Annotated in this window: 13 protein-coding genes; 8 read left to right on the top strand and 5 right to left on the bottom strand. The window is 61.8% G+C overall.

The genetic code is table 11. From position 1 onward, the window contains the following. Positions 1–75 precede the first annotated feature (75 nt). The 4 genes from EXW71_RS05715 to EXW71_RS05700 are packed head-to-tail and all read right to left on the bottom strand — an operon-like array spanning position 76 to position 5801. The gene (locus EXW71_RS05715; protein WP_134656709.1) at positions 76–1269 is read right to left on the bottom strand and encodes an EAL domain-containing protein; all 1194 of its coding nucleotides are present in this window, start codon (positions 1267–1269) and stop codon (positions 76–78) included. After that, on the bottom strand, positions 1256–4054 hold the full coding sequence (locus EXW71_RS05710; RefSeq protein ID WP_134657860.1) for an ATP-binding protein: 2799 nt from the start codon (positions 4052–4054) through the stop codon (positions 1256–1258). The genes EXW71_RS05715 and EXW71_RS05710 overlap by 14 nt, the downstream gene beginning before the upstream one ends. 59 nt (positions 4055–4113) lie before the next feature. Then, positions 4114–5097, bottom strand: coding sequence for a fimbrial protein (locus EXW71_RS05705; protein WP_134656708.1), 984 nt, complete (start codon positions 5095–5097; stop codon positions 4114–4116). 23 nt (positions 5098–5120) lie between these two features. Beyond that, positions 5121–5801: a molecular chaperone gene (locus EXW71_RS05700; protein WP_256657082.1), complete on the bottom strand. Its 681-nt coding sequence runs from the start codon at positions 5799–5801 to the stop codon at positions 5121–5123. 201 nt (positions 5802–6002) lie between these two features. On the opposite strand from EXW71_RS05700, the gene EXW71_RS05695 reads away from it, so the two are divergent. The 7 genes from EXW71_RS05695 to EXW71_RS05665 all read left to right on the top strand — a co-directional run bounded on the left by EXW71_RS05695 (position 6003) and on the right by EXW71_RS05665 (position 11747). Then, complete coding sequence (locus tag EXW71_RS05695) at positions 6003–6524, top strand: chemotaxis protein CheY (RefSeq protein WP_123716925.1); 522 nt, start codon at positions 6003–6005, stop codon at positions 6522–6524. A 175-nt stretch (positions 6525–6699) separates the two neighbouring features. Continuing rightward, complete coding sequence (locus EXW71_RS05690) at positions 6700–7377, top strand: ATP-binding cassette domain-containing protein (protein WP_134656707.1); 678 nt, start codon at positions 6700–6702, stop codon at positions 7375–7377. Beyond that, entirely contained in the window at positions 7374–8165 is a 792-nt protein-coding gene (fetB, locus tag EXW71_RS05685) for an iron export ABC transporter permease subunit FetB (protein WP_123716927.1), read from the top strand. Before EXW71_RS05690 ends, fetB begins: the two co-directional genes overlap by 4 nt. 119 nt (positions 8166–8284) lie before the next feature. Beyond that, positions 8285–8917 (top strand): glutathione S-transferase family protein, encoded by a 633-nt coding sequence (locus EXW71_RS05680; protein WP_134656706.1) that lies wholly within the window; start codon positions 8285–8287, stop codon positions 8915–8917. Positions 8918–8936: 19 nt separating this feature from the next. Further along, complete coding sequence (locus EXW71_RS05675) at positions 8937–9857, top strand: LysR family transcriptional regulator (protein ID WP_134656705.1); 921 nt, start codon at positions 8937–8939, stop codon at positions 9855–9857. Next, positions 9857–10741 carry a LysR substrate-binding domain-containing protein gene (locus tag EXW71_RS05670; RefSeq protein WP_134656704.1) on the top strand — a complete coding sequence of 295 codons (885 nt, stop codon included), beginning with the start codon at positions 9857–9859 and terminating at the stop codon, positions 10739–10741. Before EXW71_RS05675 ends, EXW71_RS05670 begins: the two co-directional genes overlap by 1 nt. Before the next feature lie 79 nt (positions 10742–10820). Then, the gene (locus tag EXW71_RS05665; protein ID WP_134656703.1) at positions 10821–11747 is read left to right on the top strand and encodes a pyridoxamine 5'-phosphate oxidase family protein; all 927 of its coding nucleotides are present in this window, start codon (positions 10821–10823) and stop codon (positions 11745–11747) included. Positions 11748–11824: 77 nt separating this feature from the next. On the opposite strand, the gene EXW71_RS05660 is transcribed toward EXW71_RS05665, so the two are convergent. Next, a complete protein-coding gene (locus EXW71_RS05660) occupies positions 11825–13312 on the bottom strand; it encodes an aldehyde dehydrogenase family protein (protein ID WP_134656702.1) in 1488 nt (495 codons plus the stop codon). 236 nt (positions 13313–13548) lie between these two features. On the opposite strand from EXW71_RS05660, the gene EXW71_RS05650 reads away from it, so the two are divergent. Continuing rightward, on the top strand, positions 13549–14718 hold the full coding sequence (locus EXW71_RS05650) for a p-hydroxyphenylacetate 3-hydroxylase oxygenase component (RefSeq protein ID WP_134656700.1): 1170 nt from the start codon (positions 13549–13551) through the stop codon (positions 14716–14718). The last annotated feature ends 34 nt before the right edge of the window (positions 14719–14752 follow it).

The raw sequence follows: 14752 nt of genomic DNA, 5'->3' as shown, positions 1-14752 counted from the left end.
TTTCCGCAGGCGCTGGATAAATCGGCGCTGGATGGAGCTTAGCCCTTAAAAAGGCAAATGATCCGGGGCCGTCAGCTAGTGAGATGTCGCGGGGCCATCATTGTTCAGTAGCTGCTGAAATTGGTCTGAAGACACCGCATGGGAGATCAGGAAGCCTTGTACCTGATTGCAGTCGATCTTGCGCAGCAGGGCCAGTTGCTGGGGTGTTTCCACGCCTTCGGCGACCACGGTCAGGCCGAGTTTGCGGCCCAGCGCGATGATGCTCGCCAGCGCCTGGGCCATGCCTTCGTTGTCGTGGCTGCCCTGGACCAGGGCCTGGTCGATCTTCAGTTCGGTGAACGGGGTGGACACCAGGTTGAGGTATGAACTGTAGCCTTTTCCGAAATCATCCTGGGACAGTCCGAAGCCCTTGATACGCAGGCGGCAGGCTCCGGCGTAGAAGTTACTGATGTCCTGCGGCACCGAGCACTCCATCAGCTCGAAGCAAATCATTCCGGGAATGCCATCGTAGTGCAGCACGAACTCCAGCAGGCGGTCGGCCAGGTCATGACTGTTGAGCAAGTGTGTGGGCAGGTTGATCGACACCGGTATTTCATAACCGCGCTGGCGCCAACGCTCCTGGGCGTGAATGGCCTGCTTGAGCACCACCCACAACAGGCGCTCCTCCAGCTCGAACGCCTTGATCGCCGGCAGGAACGCGGCCGGCAGCATCACACCTTGCTCGGGATGCATCCAGCGCACCAGGGCTTCGGCGGCAACAATACGACCGTTGGCCAGGGATTTTTTCGGTTGGAACCACGCTTGGAGCTGGCCGTTGCTCATGGCCTGGATCAACGTCTGACGGTCGATGTCCAGGTACTCGGTCAAGTCGGGAGAGGGCTGGTGCATTTTGTTCTTGAGTTGCTCAACCAGGCTGCGCAGGGCCTCGACGGCGACCGGTTTGGAGATCAGCCCGATCACTTCGACATCAAGGTTTTTCGCCACCAGGCTGGCCGCCATCAGCATGCGCCGCGAGGCTGCGCTCATGATCGCCAGGGCCGGTTTGCAGCGCAGGTTGGCCAGGCACTGGATGAATTGCACGCCGTCCATGCCGGGCATCAGCAGGTCGGTCAGTACCAAATCGAAATCCCGCTGGCGCAGACGCTCCAGTGCTTGTTTGCCATCCTCGGCGGTTTCGAGCCTGAAATCCCCCAACTCAGTGAGCAGGTGCTGCAGGTAGATGTGCTGCAGGGGATGATCCTCGACAATCAAAATACTAAGGGGCTTCATGGGTGATCCGTGCATAAGGCGCCAGGGAATTGAATAGAGCCCGCAACGCAAAGGGTTTGACCAGGCAGTGGTTCATGCCGGCGGCCAGGCACAGGTCGGCCTCGCCGCGCATGGCGTTGGCGGTGGCTCCGATAATCGGCAACGGGCAGCCCTGGCGGCGCAGTTCGCGCGCCAGTTCATATCCGTTGATGTGGGGCATGTTGACGTCGGTCAGCACCACGTCGAAATGCCCGGCGCTGTACAACTGCAGCGCCTCCTGGCCATCGGCTGCCAGCTCCACCGTGCAGCCGAGTTCTTCGAGTTGGTCGCGCAATATCAGTTGGTTGATGATGTTGTCCTCGGCCACCAACAGGTGCAGGTTGAGTGCGTCGACATCGCGCTGGCGCGTTTGCTCATCGCTGCGGGCCACCCACAGCCCCTGGGCCTGGCTGACTGCCTGATGGATCGCACCGAGGTGGTTGAGGTTGACGTGCCACGCGCCGGCCTCGGCTTCCACGCTGGTGCAGGCGTTGCTGCTGACATGGATCACCGGCCCCGGCCAGTCGGGTGCCAGCAATGGGTCGACGCTGCCGGGGTGCAATTGCAGCAGCAGGTTCTGGTCGGGCAGGGTCGGCAGGCCGGCCTGGGCCCGTGCGCCCCAGCGCCGCAGCCAACCGCTGATGGCGTGGGCGAGTTCCGGAATGGGGGAGGCGACATAAATGGTGTCGGCCAGTAATGCACTCATCGGCAGGGTAGGCGCTTCTTCCAGCGGCAGGGTAAGGCTGAAGCTGCTGCCCAGGCCCAGTTCGCTGACCATGCGCAGCGAGCCGTTCATCAACTCGGTCAGGCGCTGGCAGATCGGCAGGCCCAGCCCGGTGCCGGCGACCACATTAGTGTTGCCTTCGCTCTGGTAAAACGGCTCGAAAATCATCGCCTGGTCTTCCTGGGCGATGCCTTTGCCGGTGTCCGAGACTTGCCACAACACACTGGAGCGCTCGCCGTCGCGGCCGAGCACCTTGACCCGTAGCACCACCCGCCCGTAATCGGTGAATTTCACCGCATTATTGAGCAGGTTGTTGAGGATCTGGCGGATACGCGTCACATCGCCAATCAACCGCTCGGGCAACTTGGGATCGAGGCAGGCATACAGCTGCAAGCCTTTAGCCTGGGCGGCCGCGGCGTAGCCCTGGATGATTTCATGCACCAGGTCCAACGGTGAGAACTCACTCATCTCCAGCGCCAGTTGCCCGGCCTCGATCTTCGATACGTCGAGCACATCGCAGATCAGTTGCAGCAGCGTGGCGGACGAGCCTTCGATGGCATGCAGGTAGTCTTTCTGCTGGGTATCCAGTTGGGTTCGGGCCAACAGTTCCAGGGTGCCCAGCACTCCGTATAAGGGCGTGCGGATCTCATGACTCATGGTCGCCAGGAACAGGGTTTTCGCAGCATTGGCGGCATCCGCCGATTGCCGGGCTTCTTCCAGCGCGGCCTCGACCTGTTTGCGGGCGCTGAGGTCGCTGAAGGCGCAAAACAGCACGTCTTCGCCTTTGTAGCGGGTGGGCACGCTGCTCAGGTACAGGTGGCGACCGTCGACGGTTTCAAAGTAGTCGCTGCGTTCGGAAGGTTCGCCGGCAAAGGCTTGCTCGATCCAGCCGTCGCGCAGGGTTTCGCGTTCCGGGCCGTTGCCCAGCCATTGCTGGGCCAGGGTGTTCTCCAGCACCACCTGGCCGTCGGTACGGCGCAGTACACACAAGGCGACCGGCGCGGTCTGGATGACATCGCGGCCAAAGGCTTCGCTTTCGATCAAGGCCTGGATGCGATGGATCGACGGGATGATGAAGCGCTGGTCGACCCGGCGCATCACCAGCCAGATCAGCGTGAGGCTGAACAGGCAGAATAACAATGAACCGAGCAGTTGCTTCCATAGACCGATGACTACCGCACGCAGATCGATGGAATACATCAATTGCCAGTCGGAGGATTTCAAGTGCTTGCGGATCACCAGGTGGTCGGGCAACCAGCCGTTGCCGACAAATCCGAAAAAGCTGTCTTCTCCAGGCTTGAGGCGTTGTTGGCTCAGGCGCGTATCGGCACTGTTGGTGAATACCAGCATGCCTTGGGAATTGAGCATCATGAACTCGCCGGCGCTCTGGTCGCTGAGCGCCGAGGAGACCTCGCGGCTTTCCATCTCCAGGCCGAGCCAACCTGAATTGACATCGCGCTCATCCAGCCGGGTAAACACGTACAGGTGCGAGTGGTGCTCGGTCCTGTCACTGAGCCATAGCTCCCCGAGCATGGTCGGGTTGCTACGTTGCAGGGCCTTCAGGCGGTTGAGCATGCACTTGGAAATAGGCAATGCCTGCGCGGTCGAGTTGTACAGGCGCATCACCTGTGGGCTGGGACCGGCGTTCACATAGAGCAGGTTGAGTTGCTTGGCCTTGAGGTAGTCGCGCATGCGCGCGGTGAGCCAGATGCTCCACTGGTTGCCGGGCATGTCGCCCAGTTGCAGGTGTTCTTCTTCCGGGGAGGGCGGGTAGATCCGCGCCTGTTTGCGCACGGCCGACAGGCTGAGGCTTTCGAGCAAGGCCTCGCGATTGGTGAAAAAAGTGTGTGCCTCGGCGATGGCGCTGCTCATGTAGCCGCGTCGCTGGGAGATGTCGTTGTTGAAGGTGGACAGCAGGAAGGTATAGACCCCGCTCAGGATGCCGATCAATAACACGGTGGCAAACGTACGAAGCAGCCTTCTGGCTGCTTCGGGTCGGGAAAGGACGGGGTTGATCTGGAGCAGATAACTTTTCAATCGCATCGGCAGAGAGTAGTGGCAGATCGCTGCCAGTGGCATAAGACGATCCTTAAAGTCGTCAGCTACTTGTAAAACATGTCAACCACTACGGCCGCCTCGAAAGCCCCGGGAATCGGCAGGGTGCGCCAGTTCAGGTCCGCGCGGAAATCGTTGCGCGCCTGGCCGGAGCCCATCAGCGTCTGCAAAGTGAACCATTCATTGAACGGCAGGCGCTGATCGCTTTCGGCACGGGATAACGCGATGCCCACCGAGCTGTTGTTGGCTGGCACCAGCAAACCATTGATCACACTGCCGCCGCCCGGGGTGGTGGCGAAGCGCGCATTGACGGTGTAGGGCGTGTCGCAGGCTTTGCGCAGACTCAGGTTGAAATTTGCACTGCTGGCCACGGCGCCGACCTGCGCCGTACGTGAAGGCGTGGGGAAATTGACCACGCTGGGGGTGATGGTCAGCTCGGGCGCACAGGGCACGAAACGGATGTCGTTCATACCGGTGACGATGTAATTGAGGTTGCTGTTGGGATTGGTGTTAAGCCCACGTACACCGTCCAGTTGAAATACACGGTATTGGGTCAGGGTGCTGGCTTGGCCGTTGGGCGGCGTCTTGCCATATTTCTCAATGAATACACTGAAGTTCAGGGTAAAGCGTGCCTTGTCCCAACCTTTGCAGTTGGACCAGGTGCAGCCATGGTCCGAGAAGAAACCGGTACCGACCTTGCCCGTGCTTTGGGTGATCGGCGCGTTGTTGTAGCGGATGCCCACGCGGATGCCCTGGCCGATGCTGACATTGGCCGGGTTGACGTAGAAATACACCTCTTCGCGGCCATGGTTCCGGTCGTCCTTGCACAGCACATTAGTGGAGCGCGGGCCCGACTCCCAGATGATCGTGCCATCCGGTGCGTCGGCCGCGACCGCCAGCGAAGTGCCAAGAGGGTTGATGTCCACGTACGCACCGCTGCCATCTTCCACGCAGCTCAGCGCATAGCTGGTGGCGGGCAGCGCAGCGCAGCCGCAGAGCAATAAAGGGACAACACGTTTGATGAGTGACATAGGTGCCAATACCCCGCGATGGATCAGTTGAGCGCCGCGCGATGGCGCGCTTGCAAACCGATATCGTTGATTTCGGTGAAGTGGAGGGTGGTGCCTTTGGGCAACGCGCCCGGCGTGGTCAGGGTCTTGCTTTCGTGGGGCTTGAGCAGCAGATAGTCGCTGAGCGCCTGGGTGTCGGTGTGCACGTTGACCAGCGACAGGTGGAACGCGCTGGGGTTACTCACGGTGATGCTCTGTCCGTCGTGGCGCCATGCCAACTGCTGCACCGCTTCGCTCGAGCCGCCTTCAAGCATGGGTGGTCGGTAGTACAGCTTGAGGCGTTGGCGTATCGCGAATTGCACGCTGTTGGGATCTTCCGGCTTGAGCGGGACTTCCATGACGTTGAGCCAGAACAACGATTCACGATCGGTGGGCAAACCGGCCCCCGCGTACAGAATTCGCAGCCGGTGATGCTCCCCGGGACCGAGTTTGACCAGCGGCTCGGTGGCGGCAAACGGCACGTCGCGGTTGGCGGTTTCGTCCTCGGCGGTGATCCAGGTTTGCACCACCACATCCCGTGACGCCTGATTGACCACGCTGATGCCGGCCGCCTTGTCCTGGCCGAAATAGATCAGGCGCGTACCTTCGATTTTCAGCGCGGCGCGGGCGGGCGGCGCGAGGGCCAGCAACATGCCGGCGATCAGCAGCATTCGCAAAAGTGACATCAACACAGTGAGTTCCATGGGGCGTTTGTGGACGGCGGCCATGGTAGAGACCAGGCGAGGGCAGGGCTTTGAGGCGATTCTTAAAAGTGCGCCCTGACCACCGTTCACCGTTTCAGGATTGCCTTAAAGTCATCTCCGGCCACTGACCGTTACCGTGTTCACCGTTGATCAACGTTGATGCCCAACTGTCAGGTTTACCCTATGTCTAACAAAGCGCTGCGCCTTCTGATTGCCGATGCCGACCTGCTGCAACGGATCAAGCTTGAGAAAATGCTGAATCAACTGGGTTATTACCGTATTGCTCCCATCAGTTCATTCGAAGAACTGCAGGGGCTGACACGTTCGGTGGGGGTGGCGTTCGACCTGTTGATCATCAACACGGCACTGGTGCATTCGCGCCAGGTCAACCTGCTCAAGTACTGCCACGACAACCCGTTGATCCGCCACACCCTGATCTATGACGGGCAGTGTGCATTGAGTTCAATGGTGTCGGTGTCAGTGAGCCAGACCCTGCACTTGTCACTGTCGCAATCGCCCGATTTCAACTCGTTGCGCCGCTGCATGGAAATCGTCGACCCGGCATACAGTCCGCCAGTGGTTGAGCGACCCGTGTTGCGAGCGGTGGACACGCGAACGCTGCATGCGCCGATCAGCCTGCGCGCGAACGGTGTGGGCGACCCCGCCGTGGTGGCCTGTGCGGTGGGGTTATCGCCCAAGCGGTGATGCACCTTCAAGGGCTGCCCGGCAGCCTGGCGCAAGCAAGCTCGCTCGCCAGGGTAAGCCTGTGTTCCTATGTGTATCTGCACGGTGCCGAGGATTATTTTTAAAAAAACTTCATGAATTCTTCGCGCGCGTACCTCACCATTGCGCCAACAGGATCAAGAGGAACACCGTGTCCATGAGCGCACTGATAGAAACCCGCGCCCTCACGCGCCAGGACGAACGTCGCCAGGCGACCTTGCTGCAACCCACCGATTTCATGTTGAACCGCGCCGACCGCGTGTCGATCACCGGCTCCTCAGGCTCCGGCAAAAGCGTGTTCCTGCGCGCGCTGGCGCTGCTGGACGCAGCCACCAGCGGCCAGATCCTGTGGAATGGCCAACCGATTGCCAACACGCAGATTCCCCATTACCGCAGCCATATCAGCTACCTGTCCCAGCGCCCGGCGTTGATCGAAGGTACCGTGGAGGACAATTTGCGCTTCCCGTTCAGCCTCAAAACCCTGCGCAATCGCCGCTTCGATCTGCACGCCGTGACCCAGTTGCTGGGACATGCCGGTAAGCAACCGGACTTCCTGGCCAAGAACGCCGGCGATTTGTCGGGGGGCGAATCCCAGGTGGTGTCGTTGATCCGCACCCTGCAATTGGGCCCCGAAGTGCTGTTGCTGGATGAGCCGACTGCCGCCCTCGACCCTGCTTCGTCCCGTGATGTCGAAGCACTGATCGATGCCTGGTACGCCGCCGACAAGGCCCGCGCCTACATCTGGGTTTCCCACGACCTGGACCAGGCCCGGCGCATGAGCGACCTCCATTTGCAGATGAGCGGCGGTGTTCTGCACGGAGTCGCCCAACCATGAATTATCAAAATCTCACCGCCGTGGATATGGGCATCGCCGCCTCGCTGATCCTGATCAACGGCGCGTTATCGTTGCTGCTGCGTCTGGGCCTGGAGCGCCAGTTGCTGTGGGCCGCCGTGCGTACGGTGGTGCAGTTGATGGCTATCGGTTATTTGTTGGGCTGGGTGTTCGAGTTTGCCTACTGGTACGTGGTGCTGCCGTTGATGTGCGCGATGACCTTGATCGCCGGGATGTCGGCGGCGGGCCGTGGGCGACGCACTTACCGTGGGCAGCGGGTCGACAGCATTGTGTCGGTATGGGGCAGTTCCTGGCTGGTGACGGCGGTGGGCCTGTTCGCGGTAATCCGCATCCACCCGTGGTATGAGCCGCAGTATGCGATCCCGATTCTCGGCATGATCCTGGGCAATACCCTGACCGGCGTGTCCTTGGGCATTGAGCGCATGACCCAGGAACTCACGTCGGGGCGCAACACCATCGAGATGATCCTGGCCCTGGGCGGCTCACGTTGGGAAGCCGCCCAGGAGGCGATCCGCCAGGCCGTGCGGGCCGGGATGATCCCCACGCTGAACCAGATGACGGTGGTCGGGATTGTCAGCCTGCCCGGCATGATGACCGGCCAAGTGCTGGCGGGGGAGAGCCCGCTGGATGCCGTGCGTTACCAGATCGTGATCATGTTTTTGATCGCGGCATCATCGGCGTTGGGCACGGTGGGGGCGGTGCTGCTCACCTACCGGCGGTTGTTTTCCGTCAGCCATCGGTTTTTGCGCGACCGCCTGGAGGAGCGCTGAGAGCCCTTGGGGATTGTTCCACCCGGTGAAATGCTGGATTGTAAATCCTGGTGATTCCAACGATTCGGATCGTGGTGGAACATGGCGGGCGTCTAAACCCCAACCTTTGGAGCCTCTCAATGTCCCAGCCTGCGATCAAACTGTATGGTTTCCCGTTGTCCGGTCACTCCCATCGGGTCGAGCTGATGTTGTCCCTGCTAGGCCTGCCGACGGAGTTCATCCTGGTGGACCTCAAGCAGGGCGCGCACAAAACGGCGGCTTATCTCGCTGAGGTCAACAGCTTCGGGCAAGTCCCTGCGATTGACGACAACGGTGTCGTGTTGGCGGATTCCAATGCGATCCTGGTGTATCTCGCGGCCACCTATGGTAAAGGCCAATGGCTGCCGGGCGACCCTGTCGGGCAGGCGCGCGTACAGCGCTGGCTGTCGGCCGCCGCCGGCCAATTGCATGTCGGGCCTGCGTCGGCGCGCCTGGCCGTGGTGTTTGGCGCCGAGATCGACACCGTCAATGCCATCGCCCGTTCCCACGCCTTGCTGAAACTGGTGGAGCAGCAGCTCAACCAGACGCGTTTTCTCGTCGGCGAACAACCGACCATCGCCGATATCGCGTTTTACTCCTACGTGGCCCACGCGCCGGAAGGCAATGTGTCGCTGGCCGACTACCCTCATGTGCGGGCCTGGCTCGCCAGTATCGAGGCGCTGCCGGGTTTTGTCGGCATGCCCCGCACGGCGGCGGGTTTGCAAACCCAATAACGTCCGGAAAGGGGTGCCGATGGATCGATTTCATGAAATGCGGGTGTTCCTGGCGGTGGCCGAGGAGGAGGGTTTTGCCGCTGCCGCCCGCCGCCTGAAAACCTCCCCGCCCAGCGTGACCCGGGCTATCGCCGCGATGGAAGCGCGCATCGGCACCCAGTTGCTTTCGCGCACCACGCGCAGCTTGCATCTGACCGAGGCCGGCCAGCGTTACCTGGAGGACTGTCGACGCATACTGGCCGAACTCGATGAAGCCGAGGAAGCGGCGGCGGGGAGTTACTCCATCCCCTGCGGACACCTGACGGTGACGGCGCCGGTGCTGTTTGGCGAACGGTATGTGGCGCCGATCCTGGGCGATTACCTGGACCGTTTCCCCTTGGTGACGGTTAACGCGTTGCTGGTCGACCGCGTGGTCAACCTGCCCGACGAGGGCGTCGATGTGGCGGTGCGCATCGGTCATCTGCACGAGCCGGGGCAACAGGCGGTTAAAGTCGGCGAGGTGCGCCGAGTAGTGTGTGCGGCGCCGGCCTTTCTCGATCAACAGGGGCGGCCCGGGCACCCAGCGCAATTGCGTGAATTCAAGATTGCCACGTCGTCCGCCAGCCAACGGGTGAACGAGTGGACATTTGTCGAAGCGGGCCAGCCACTGACGGTACCTGTCGAACCGCGACTGGTGGTGAGCGCGAACAATGCGGCGATCAATCTGGCCCGGTTGGGCTGGGGTTTGACGCGTGTGCTGTCCTATCAAGTCGCGGCGGCGGTGGCGGCGGGTGAGTTGGAAATTGTGTTGGAGGCATTCGAACCGGCACCGTTGCCGATTCAAGTGGTGTTCCAGAAAAGCGCGCGGGTGCCGGCCAAGGTCAGCACCTTCGTGGACTTCCTTTCCCAGCGTCTGGGCCAGGACATTGCCTTGAACCCGACGACGATGCGGAGCGGCTGATGCAGCGCTATCGCGATATGCAACTGTTCGCCGCACTGGCCGGGCAACCGAGCCTGGCGGCGGCGGCGCGTGCTGCGCACGTTTCCGGCCCGACATTGGTACGGGCGCTGGGACGGCTGGAAGCACACTTGCGCGTGCCGTTGCTGCTGCGCAGTACCCTGGGTGTCAGCTTGACCGACGCGGGCCACGCGTACCTGGCCGATTGCGTGCGCTTGCTGGCCGCCGTGGAGGCCGCCGAAGCATCGGCCAAGGGTTTGCATGTGCAGGCCGAGGGCAATCTGCGGGTGTTCTTGCCGTTACTGTTCAGCCGCTATGTGATGGCGCCGGTCTTGGCCAGTTACATGGAGCGTTATCCCGGCGTGCGCCTGGAGGCGCACTACCACGACTATCTTGTGAACCTGCATGAAGAGGGCGTGGACGTGGCGATACTGATGGGCAAGTTGCCTGATTCGTCGCTGATCGCGCGGCCGGTGGGGCAGGTGCGACCTATCCTCTGCGCCAGCCCCGAGTACCTCGCGGCCCACGGCGAGCCCGGGCATCCGGCTGACCTCAAGCAACATCAGCTGATCGCCAATGCCGACCCGATCTATTGGGAGTTTCAGGATTATTTGCTCAAGGCCCGTGCGCGCTTGGTCTGTTCTACGGTGCAAGGCGCGATCAATGCGGCCGTCGGCGGCGCGGGGCTGATCCGCTGCCTGAGTTACCCCGTGCATGATTACCTGCTTAAGGGGCAATTGTGCCGGGTGTTGCCCGCCTATGAGCGGCCGGCGTTGCCCGTGCAGGTGGTGTATCGCGAAGGGCGCCATGCCTCACTGCGCGTGCGCAGTTTTGTCGACCACTGCGTGGCGGCGCTGCGTGAGCATCCGGCATTTCAGTTGGCGTAATAGTGGATTGCCGGGCGTGGTTATTCTCGCGCCGATGGGCAGGGTGCAGTATCGAGGCATTCATTATGAGGTGCTCGCCATGAACTCCATCGAACAAACACCCTGGCATGCCGGCGAACGGCACCTGCAAGCGCTGGCTGGCGTGGCCGACCGCATGGCCGTGGTCGGGCCCAAGGTGATCCGCGATCACCTGCCGGAACAGCACCGCAATTTCTACCCCTTGCTGCCTTACCTGATGCTGGGCGTGGTCGACGGGCAAGGTATCCCCTGGGCGACGATGATTGAAGGGGCACCGGGATTTGCCCACTCGCCGGACCCACAGACTTTACAGATCGACAGCCTGCCGTCTCCGGGCGACCCGGCCCGCCATGCCCTGCGAGACGGCGCATCGGTGGGCCTGCTGGGTATCGACCTCAATACCCGCCGCCGCAACCGCATGAACGGCCGGATCGGCGCGCTCGATCACGAGGGCTTCTCGGTCGACGTGGTGCACACATTCGGCAACTGCCCCAAGTACATCCAACTGCGGCCGGTTGATTGTGTCGTGCGCAAACCCGGCACGTTGGCCGAGCATTTCGACAGCCTGGATGACGCGGCACAAACAATGATCCGCAATGCCGACACCTTCTTCGTCGCGAGTTACGTCGAGGTGGACGGCCAACGTTCGGTGGATGTTTCTCATCGAGGCGGTAACCCGGGGTTTGTGCGGGTCGAAGGCAACGTGCTGACCATCCCTGACTTTGCCGGCAACCTGTTTTTCGCCACATTGGGCAACCTGCAGGCGAACCCGGTGGCAGGCCTGTTGTTCATCGACTTTGAGTCGGGGGACGTGCTGCAAGTGACGGGACGGACGTCGTTGATCCTCGACGGCCCGCAAGTGGCCCTGTTCGAGGGCGCGCAGCGGCTGTGGACGGTCACCGTGGAACATGGGGTGCGGCGTCCGGCGGCGTTGGCATTGAGATGGCGGTTTGCAGCGTTTTCGCCCGAGGTGAGCGGGCACAGGTAGGGAGTGGGCAGGCCCCGCGCCCGCCCCCTGGTCACTGGGTATGTTTTCAACCGACGCCATGCATGACGGCAAGCTCGTCAATACCGCAGCATCACCGATTTGAGCGTTGTGTAATCCTCGATAAACGCACTGCCGAACTCGCGGCCGAGCCCCGAAGAACGATTGCCGCCAAACGGTACCGCCGGGTCAAGCAAGGTGTGCATGTTCACCCACACAGTGCCCGCGTTGACCGCCGGGATCATGCGCAGCGCTTTGCCGAGGTCGTTGGTCCACAAGCTGGCGCTCAACCCGAAAGGGCTGTTGTTCATCAGGGCGAGCAGTTCGTCTTCGCTGTCGTAGGGCAGGAAGGTGGCGATGGGGCCGAAGGTCTCTTCGTTGAGCAGGGTGTCGTTGATGCCGTTGGCCAGGATCACCGTAGGTTCGACATAGCAACCGGGGCGGTCGAGGAGGGTACCGCCGTGGATGATTGTGTTGTTCTCGGCGCGGGCCTGGGTGAAGTAGCCGAGCAGTTTGAGCTGGTGCTGGCGGTGGGTCACCGGGCCAAACTCGGTGCGTTCGTCCAGGGGCGAGCCGATGGTCAGGCGGCTCAGGCGTCGGCTGAGCTTTTCCAGTACGGCGTCGATCTGCGAGCGATGCACGAAGAAGCGTTCAGCTGCCGCGCAGATTTGCCCGGAATGCAGAAAGCCTGCCTCGATGATGCCTTCTACCGCTTTGTCCACGTCCATGTCGGGCAGGAATCCTGCGGCGTTTTTGCCGCCCAGTTCCAGGGTCGCACGGGTCAAGCCAGCCCCCATGGCGCTGCGGCCCACGGCGATGCCGGTGGGCACCGAACCGGTGAATGACACCTTGTGGGTGCCGGGGTGCTCTACCAGGCCCTTGCCGACGTGGCCGCTCCCCGTCAGCACATTGAGCACACCCGCCGGCAACCCGGCTTCGATAGCCAGCTCGGCGATGCGCAGCAGGGTCAATGGTGTGAACTCGCTGGGTTTGATGATGATGCTGCAGCCGGTCACCAGCGCCGAAGCGAGTTTCCAGATGGCGATCATGGTCGAGAAGTTCCATGGCACGATGCCCACCACCACACCCACCGGCTCGCGCAGGGTGAAGGCGGTGTAGCGCTCGCCATTGAAGGAAGGCAGCGATGGCGTAATCGTCTGGCCGCTGATCTTGGTGGCCCAACCGGCGTAATAACGCAGGAAGTGCGCGGCCTGGTCGACCTCAAAGGCGCGGGCAATCTGGATGATCTTGCCTGACTGGCAGGTTTCGATCTGCGCCAACTCTTCACGGTTCTGTTCCAGCAGGTCGGCGAGTTTCAGCAACACATTGCCACGCGTCGCCGGTGCGGTCTGTGACCACAGCGCAAAGCCGCGGTTGGCGGAGCTGACTGCGGCGTCGATATCCGCAAGGTTCGCATCGGCAACTTCGGCGATGACCTGGCCGGTGGCAGGGTTGGTCACGGCCAGCGTCTGGTCGGCGTGGCTCGGCACGTTGATGCCATCGATGAACAGCCCATGGCGGCGATGCAAAAAGGCTTCGACTTGAGGCAGCAGCGGGATATCGCTCATGGCAGGTTTCCTGGCAGTTCACTGAGAAAAGCCGAGGGTAACCAAGGAATATCGAGGTGGCTTGACTGTGCCTGCCAGGGTTCATGCCTGTGCCTGCCGAGCCTGTGAAAAGTACAACCTTGCCTGTGGAACGTGCATTTTCCGCCTGGGCCGAGCGGTCGATACTGGCCCTGCATCCGGCGTCGTTCCTCGATCCGGAGCGTGTGCCGGACTTCCAATAATAAGCAGGGCCATCCATGAAAAAGCCAAACCCGCTGCTTGAAGACCTCAAGCCTCTCCTGTCTACCATCGCCGCAAATGCCGCACGCGCTGAACAACTGCGCCAGGTGCCGGACGAAAATATCGCCTTGCTCAAAAGCATCGGCCTGCACCGTGCTTTCCAGCCCAAGGCCTTTGGCGGCCTGGAACTGTCGCTGCCCGAGTTCACCGAGTGCATCGCCTTGCTCGCCGGCAGTTGCGCCAGCACCGCCTGGGCCATGAGCTTGCTGTGTACCCACAGTCACCAGCTGGCGCTGTTCTCGGCGAAGTTGCAGCAGGAGATCTGGGGCGAGAACCCGGACGCCACGGCCAGCAGCAGTATCGCGCCGTTCGGGCAGGTGACGGAGGGTGAGGGCGGCGTGTATTTCAGCGGTGAGATGGGCTGGAGCAGTGGCTGTGACCATAGCGAGTGGGCGATTGTCGGCTGCCGCCGCCAGAACGCCGAAGGCAGCCAGGATTACTGCTTCGCGGTACTGCCGCGCAGCGATTACCAGATCCGTGATGACTGGCACGCCGCCGGTATGAAAGGCAGCGGCACCAAGACCTTGCTCATCGATAACGCCTGGGTGCCCGAGCACCGTATCCAAAAGGCCAAGGACATGATGGAAGGCAAATCCGCAGGTTTTGGCCTCTACCCCGACAGTCAGATTTTCTACGCGCCGTATCGGCCATACTTCGCCAGTGGTTTTTCCACCGTCAGCCTCGGCGTGGCCGAGCGCATGCTGGAAGTGTTCCGTGAAAAAACCAGAAATCGCGTGCGCGCCTACACCGGTGCCGCCGTAGGCGCCGCCACCCCGGCGTTGATGCGCCTGGCCGAATCCACGCACCAGGTGGCCGCTGCCCGCGCCTTCCTTGAAAAAACCTGGCAGGACCACGCCGAACACAGCGCAGCGCAACGCTATCCCAGCCGCGAAACCCTGGCGTTCTGGCGCACCAACCAGGCCTATGCGACCAAAATGTGCATCGAGGCAGTCGATCGCCTGTTCGCCGCAGCAGGCGGTAATGCCTGGTTCGAGCACAACGAAATGCAGCGCCTGTTCCGCGACTCCCATATGACCGGTGCCCATGCCTATACCGATTACGATGTCTGCGCGCAAATCCTGGGCCGCGAGCTGATGGGGCTTGAGCCGGACCCGAGCATGGTGTGACGCGTTCTTTCCTAATAACAATCAGGGCGCGCCC

The sequence above is a fragment of the Pseudomonas sp. BCA17 genome (genome assembly GCF_004519405.1).
In the GTDB taxonomy this organism is placed as follows: Bacteria; Pseudomonadota; Gammaproteobacteria; order Pseudomonadales; family Pseudomonadaceae; genus Aquipseudomonas.
Note: the sequence above shows the minus strand (reverse complement) of the source record. Positions and strands in the feature narration are given on the sequence as shown.

Coding starts and splice junctions, on each gene's coding strand:
- EXW71_RS05715 (WP_134656709.1), bottom strand. CDS start 1,269: ATGAAGCCCCTTAGTATTTTGATTGTCGAGGATCATCCCCTGCAGCAC.
- EXW71_RS05710 (WP_134657860.1), bottom strand. CDS start 4,054: ATGCGATTGAAAAGTTATCTGCTCCAGATCAACCCCGTCCTTTCCCGA.
- EXW71_RS05705 (WP_134656708.1), bottom strand. CDS start 5,097: ATGTCACTCATCAAACGTGTTGTCCCTTTATTGCTCTGCGGCTGCGCT.
- EXW71_RS05700 (WP_256657082.1), bottom strand. CDS start 5,801: ATGTCACTTTTGCGAATGCTGCTGATCGCCGGCATGTTGCTGGCCCTC.
- EXW71_RS05695 (WP_123716925.1), top strand. CDS start 6,003: ATGTCTAACAAAGCGCTGCGCCTTCTGATTGCCGATGCCGACCTGCTG.
- EXW71_RS05690 (WP_134656707.1), top strand. CDS start 6,700: ATGAGCGCACTGATAGAAACCCGCGCCCTCACGCGCCAGGACGAACGT.
- fetB (WP_123716927.1), top strand. CDS start 7,374: ATGAATTATCAAAATCTCACCGCCGTGGATATGGGCATCGCCGCCTCG.
- EXW71_RS05680 (WP_134656706.1), top strand. CDS start 8,285: ATGTCCCAGCCTGCGATCAAACTGTATGGTTTCCCGTTGTCCGGTCAC.
- EXW71_RS05675 (WP_134656705.1), top strand. CDS start 8,937: ATGGATCGATTTCATGAAATGCGGGTGTTCCTGGCGGTGGCCGAGGAG.
- EXW71_RS05670 (WP_134656704.1), top strand. CDS start 9,857: ATGCAGCGCTATCGCGATATGCAACTGTTCGCCGCACTGGCCGGGCAA.
- EXW71_RS05665 (WP_134656703.1), top strand. CDS start 10,821: ATGAACTCCATCGAACAAACACCCTGGCATGCCGGCGAACGGCACCTG.
- EXW71_RS05660 (WP_134656702.1), bottom strand. CDS start 13,312: ATGAGCGATATCCCGCTGCTGCCTCAAGTCGAAGCCTTTTTGCATCGC.
- EXW71_RS05650 (WP_134656700.1), top strand. CDS start 13,549: ATGAAAAAGCCAAACCCGCTGCTTGAAGACCTCAAGCCTCTCCTGTCT.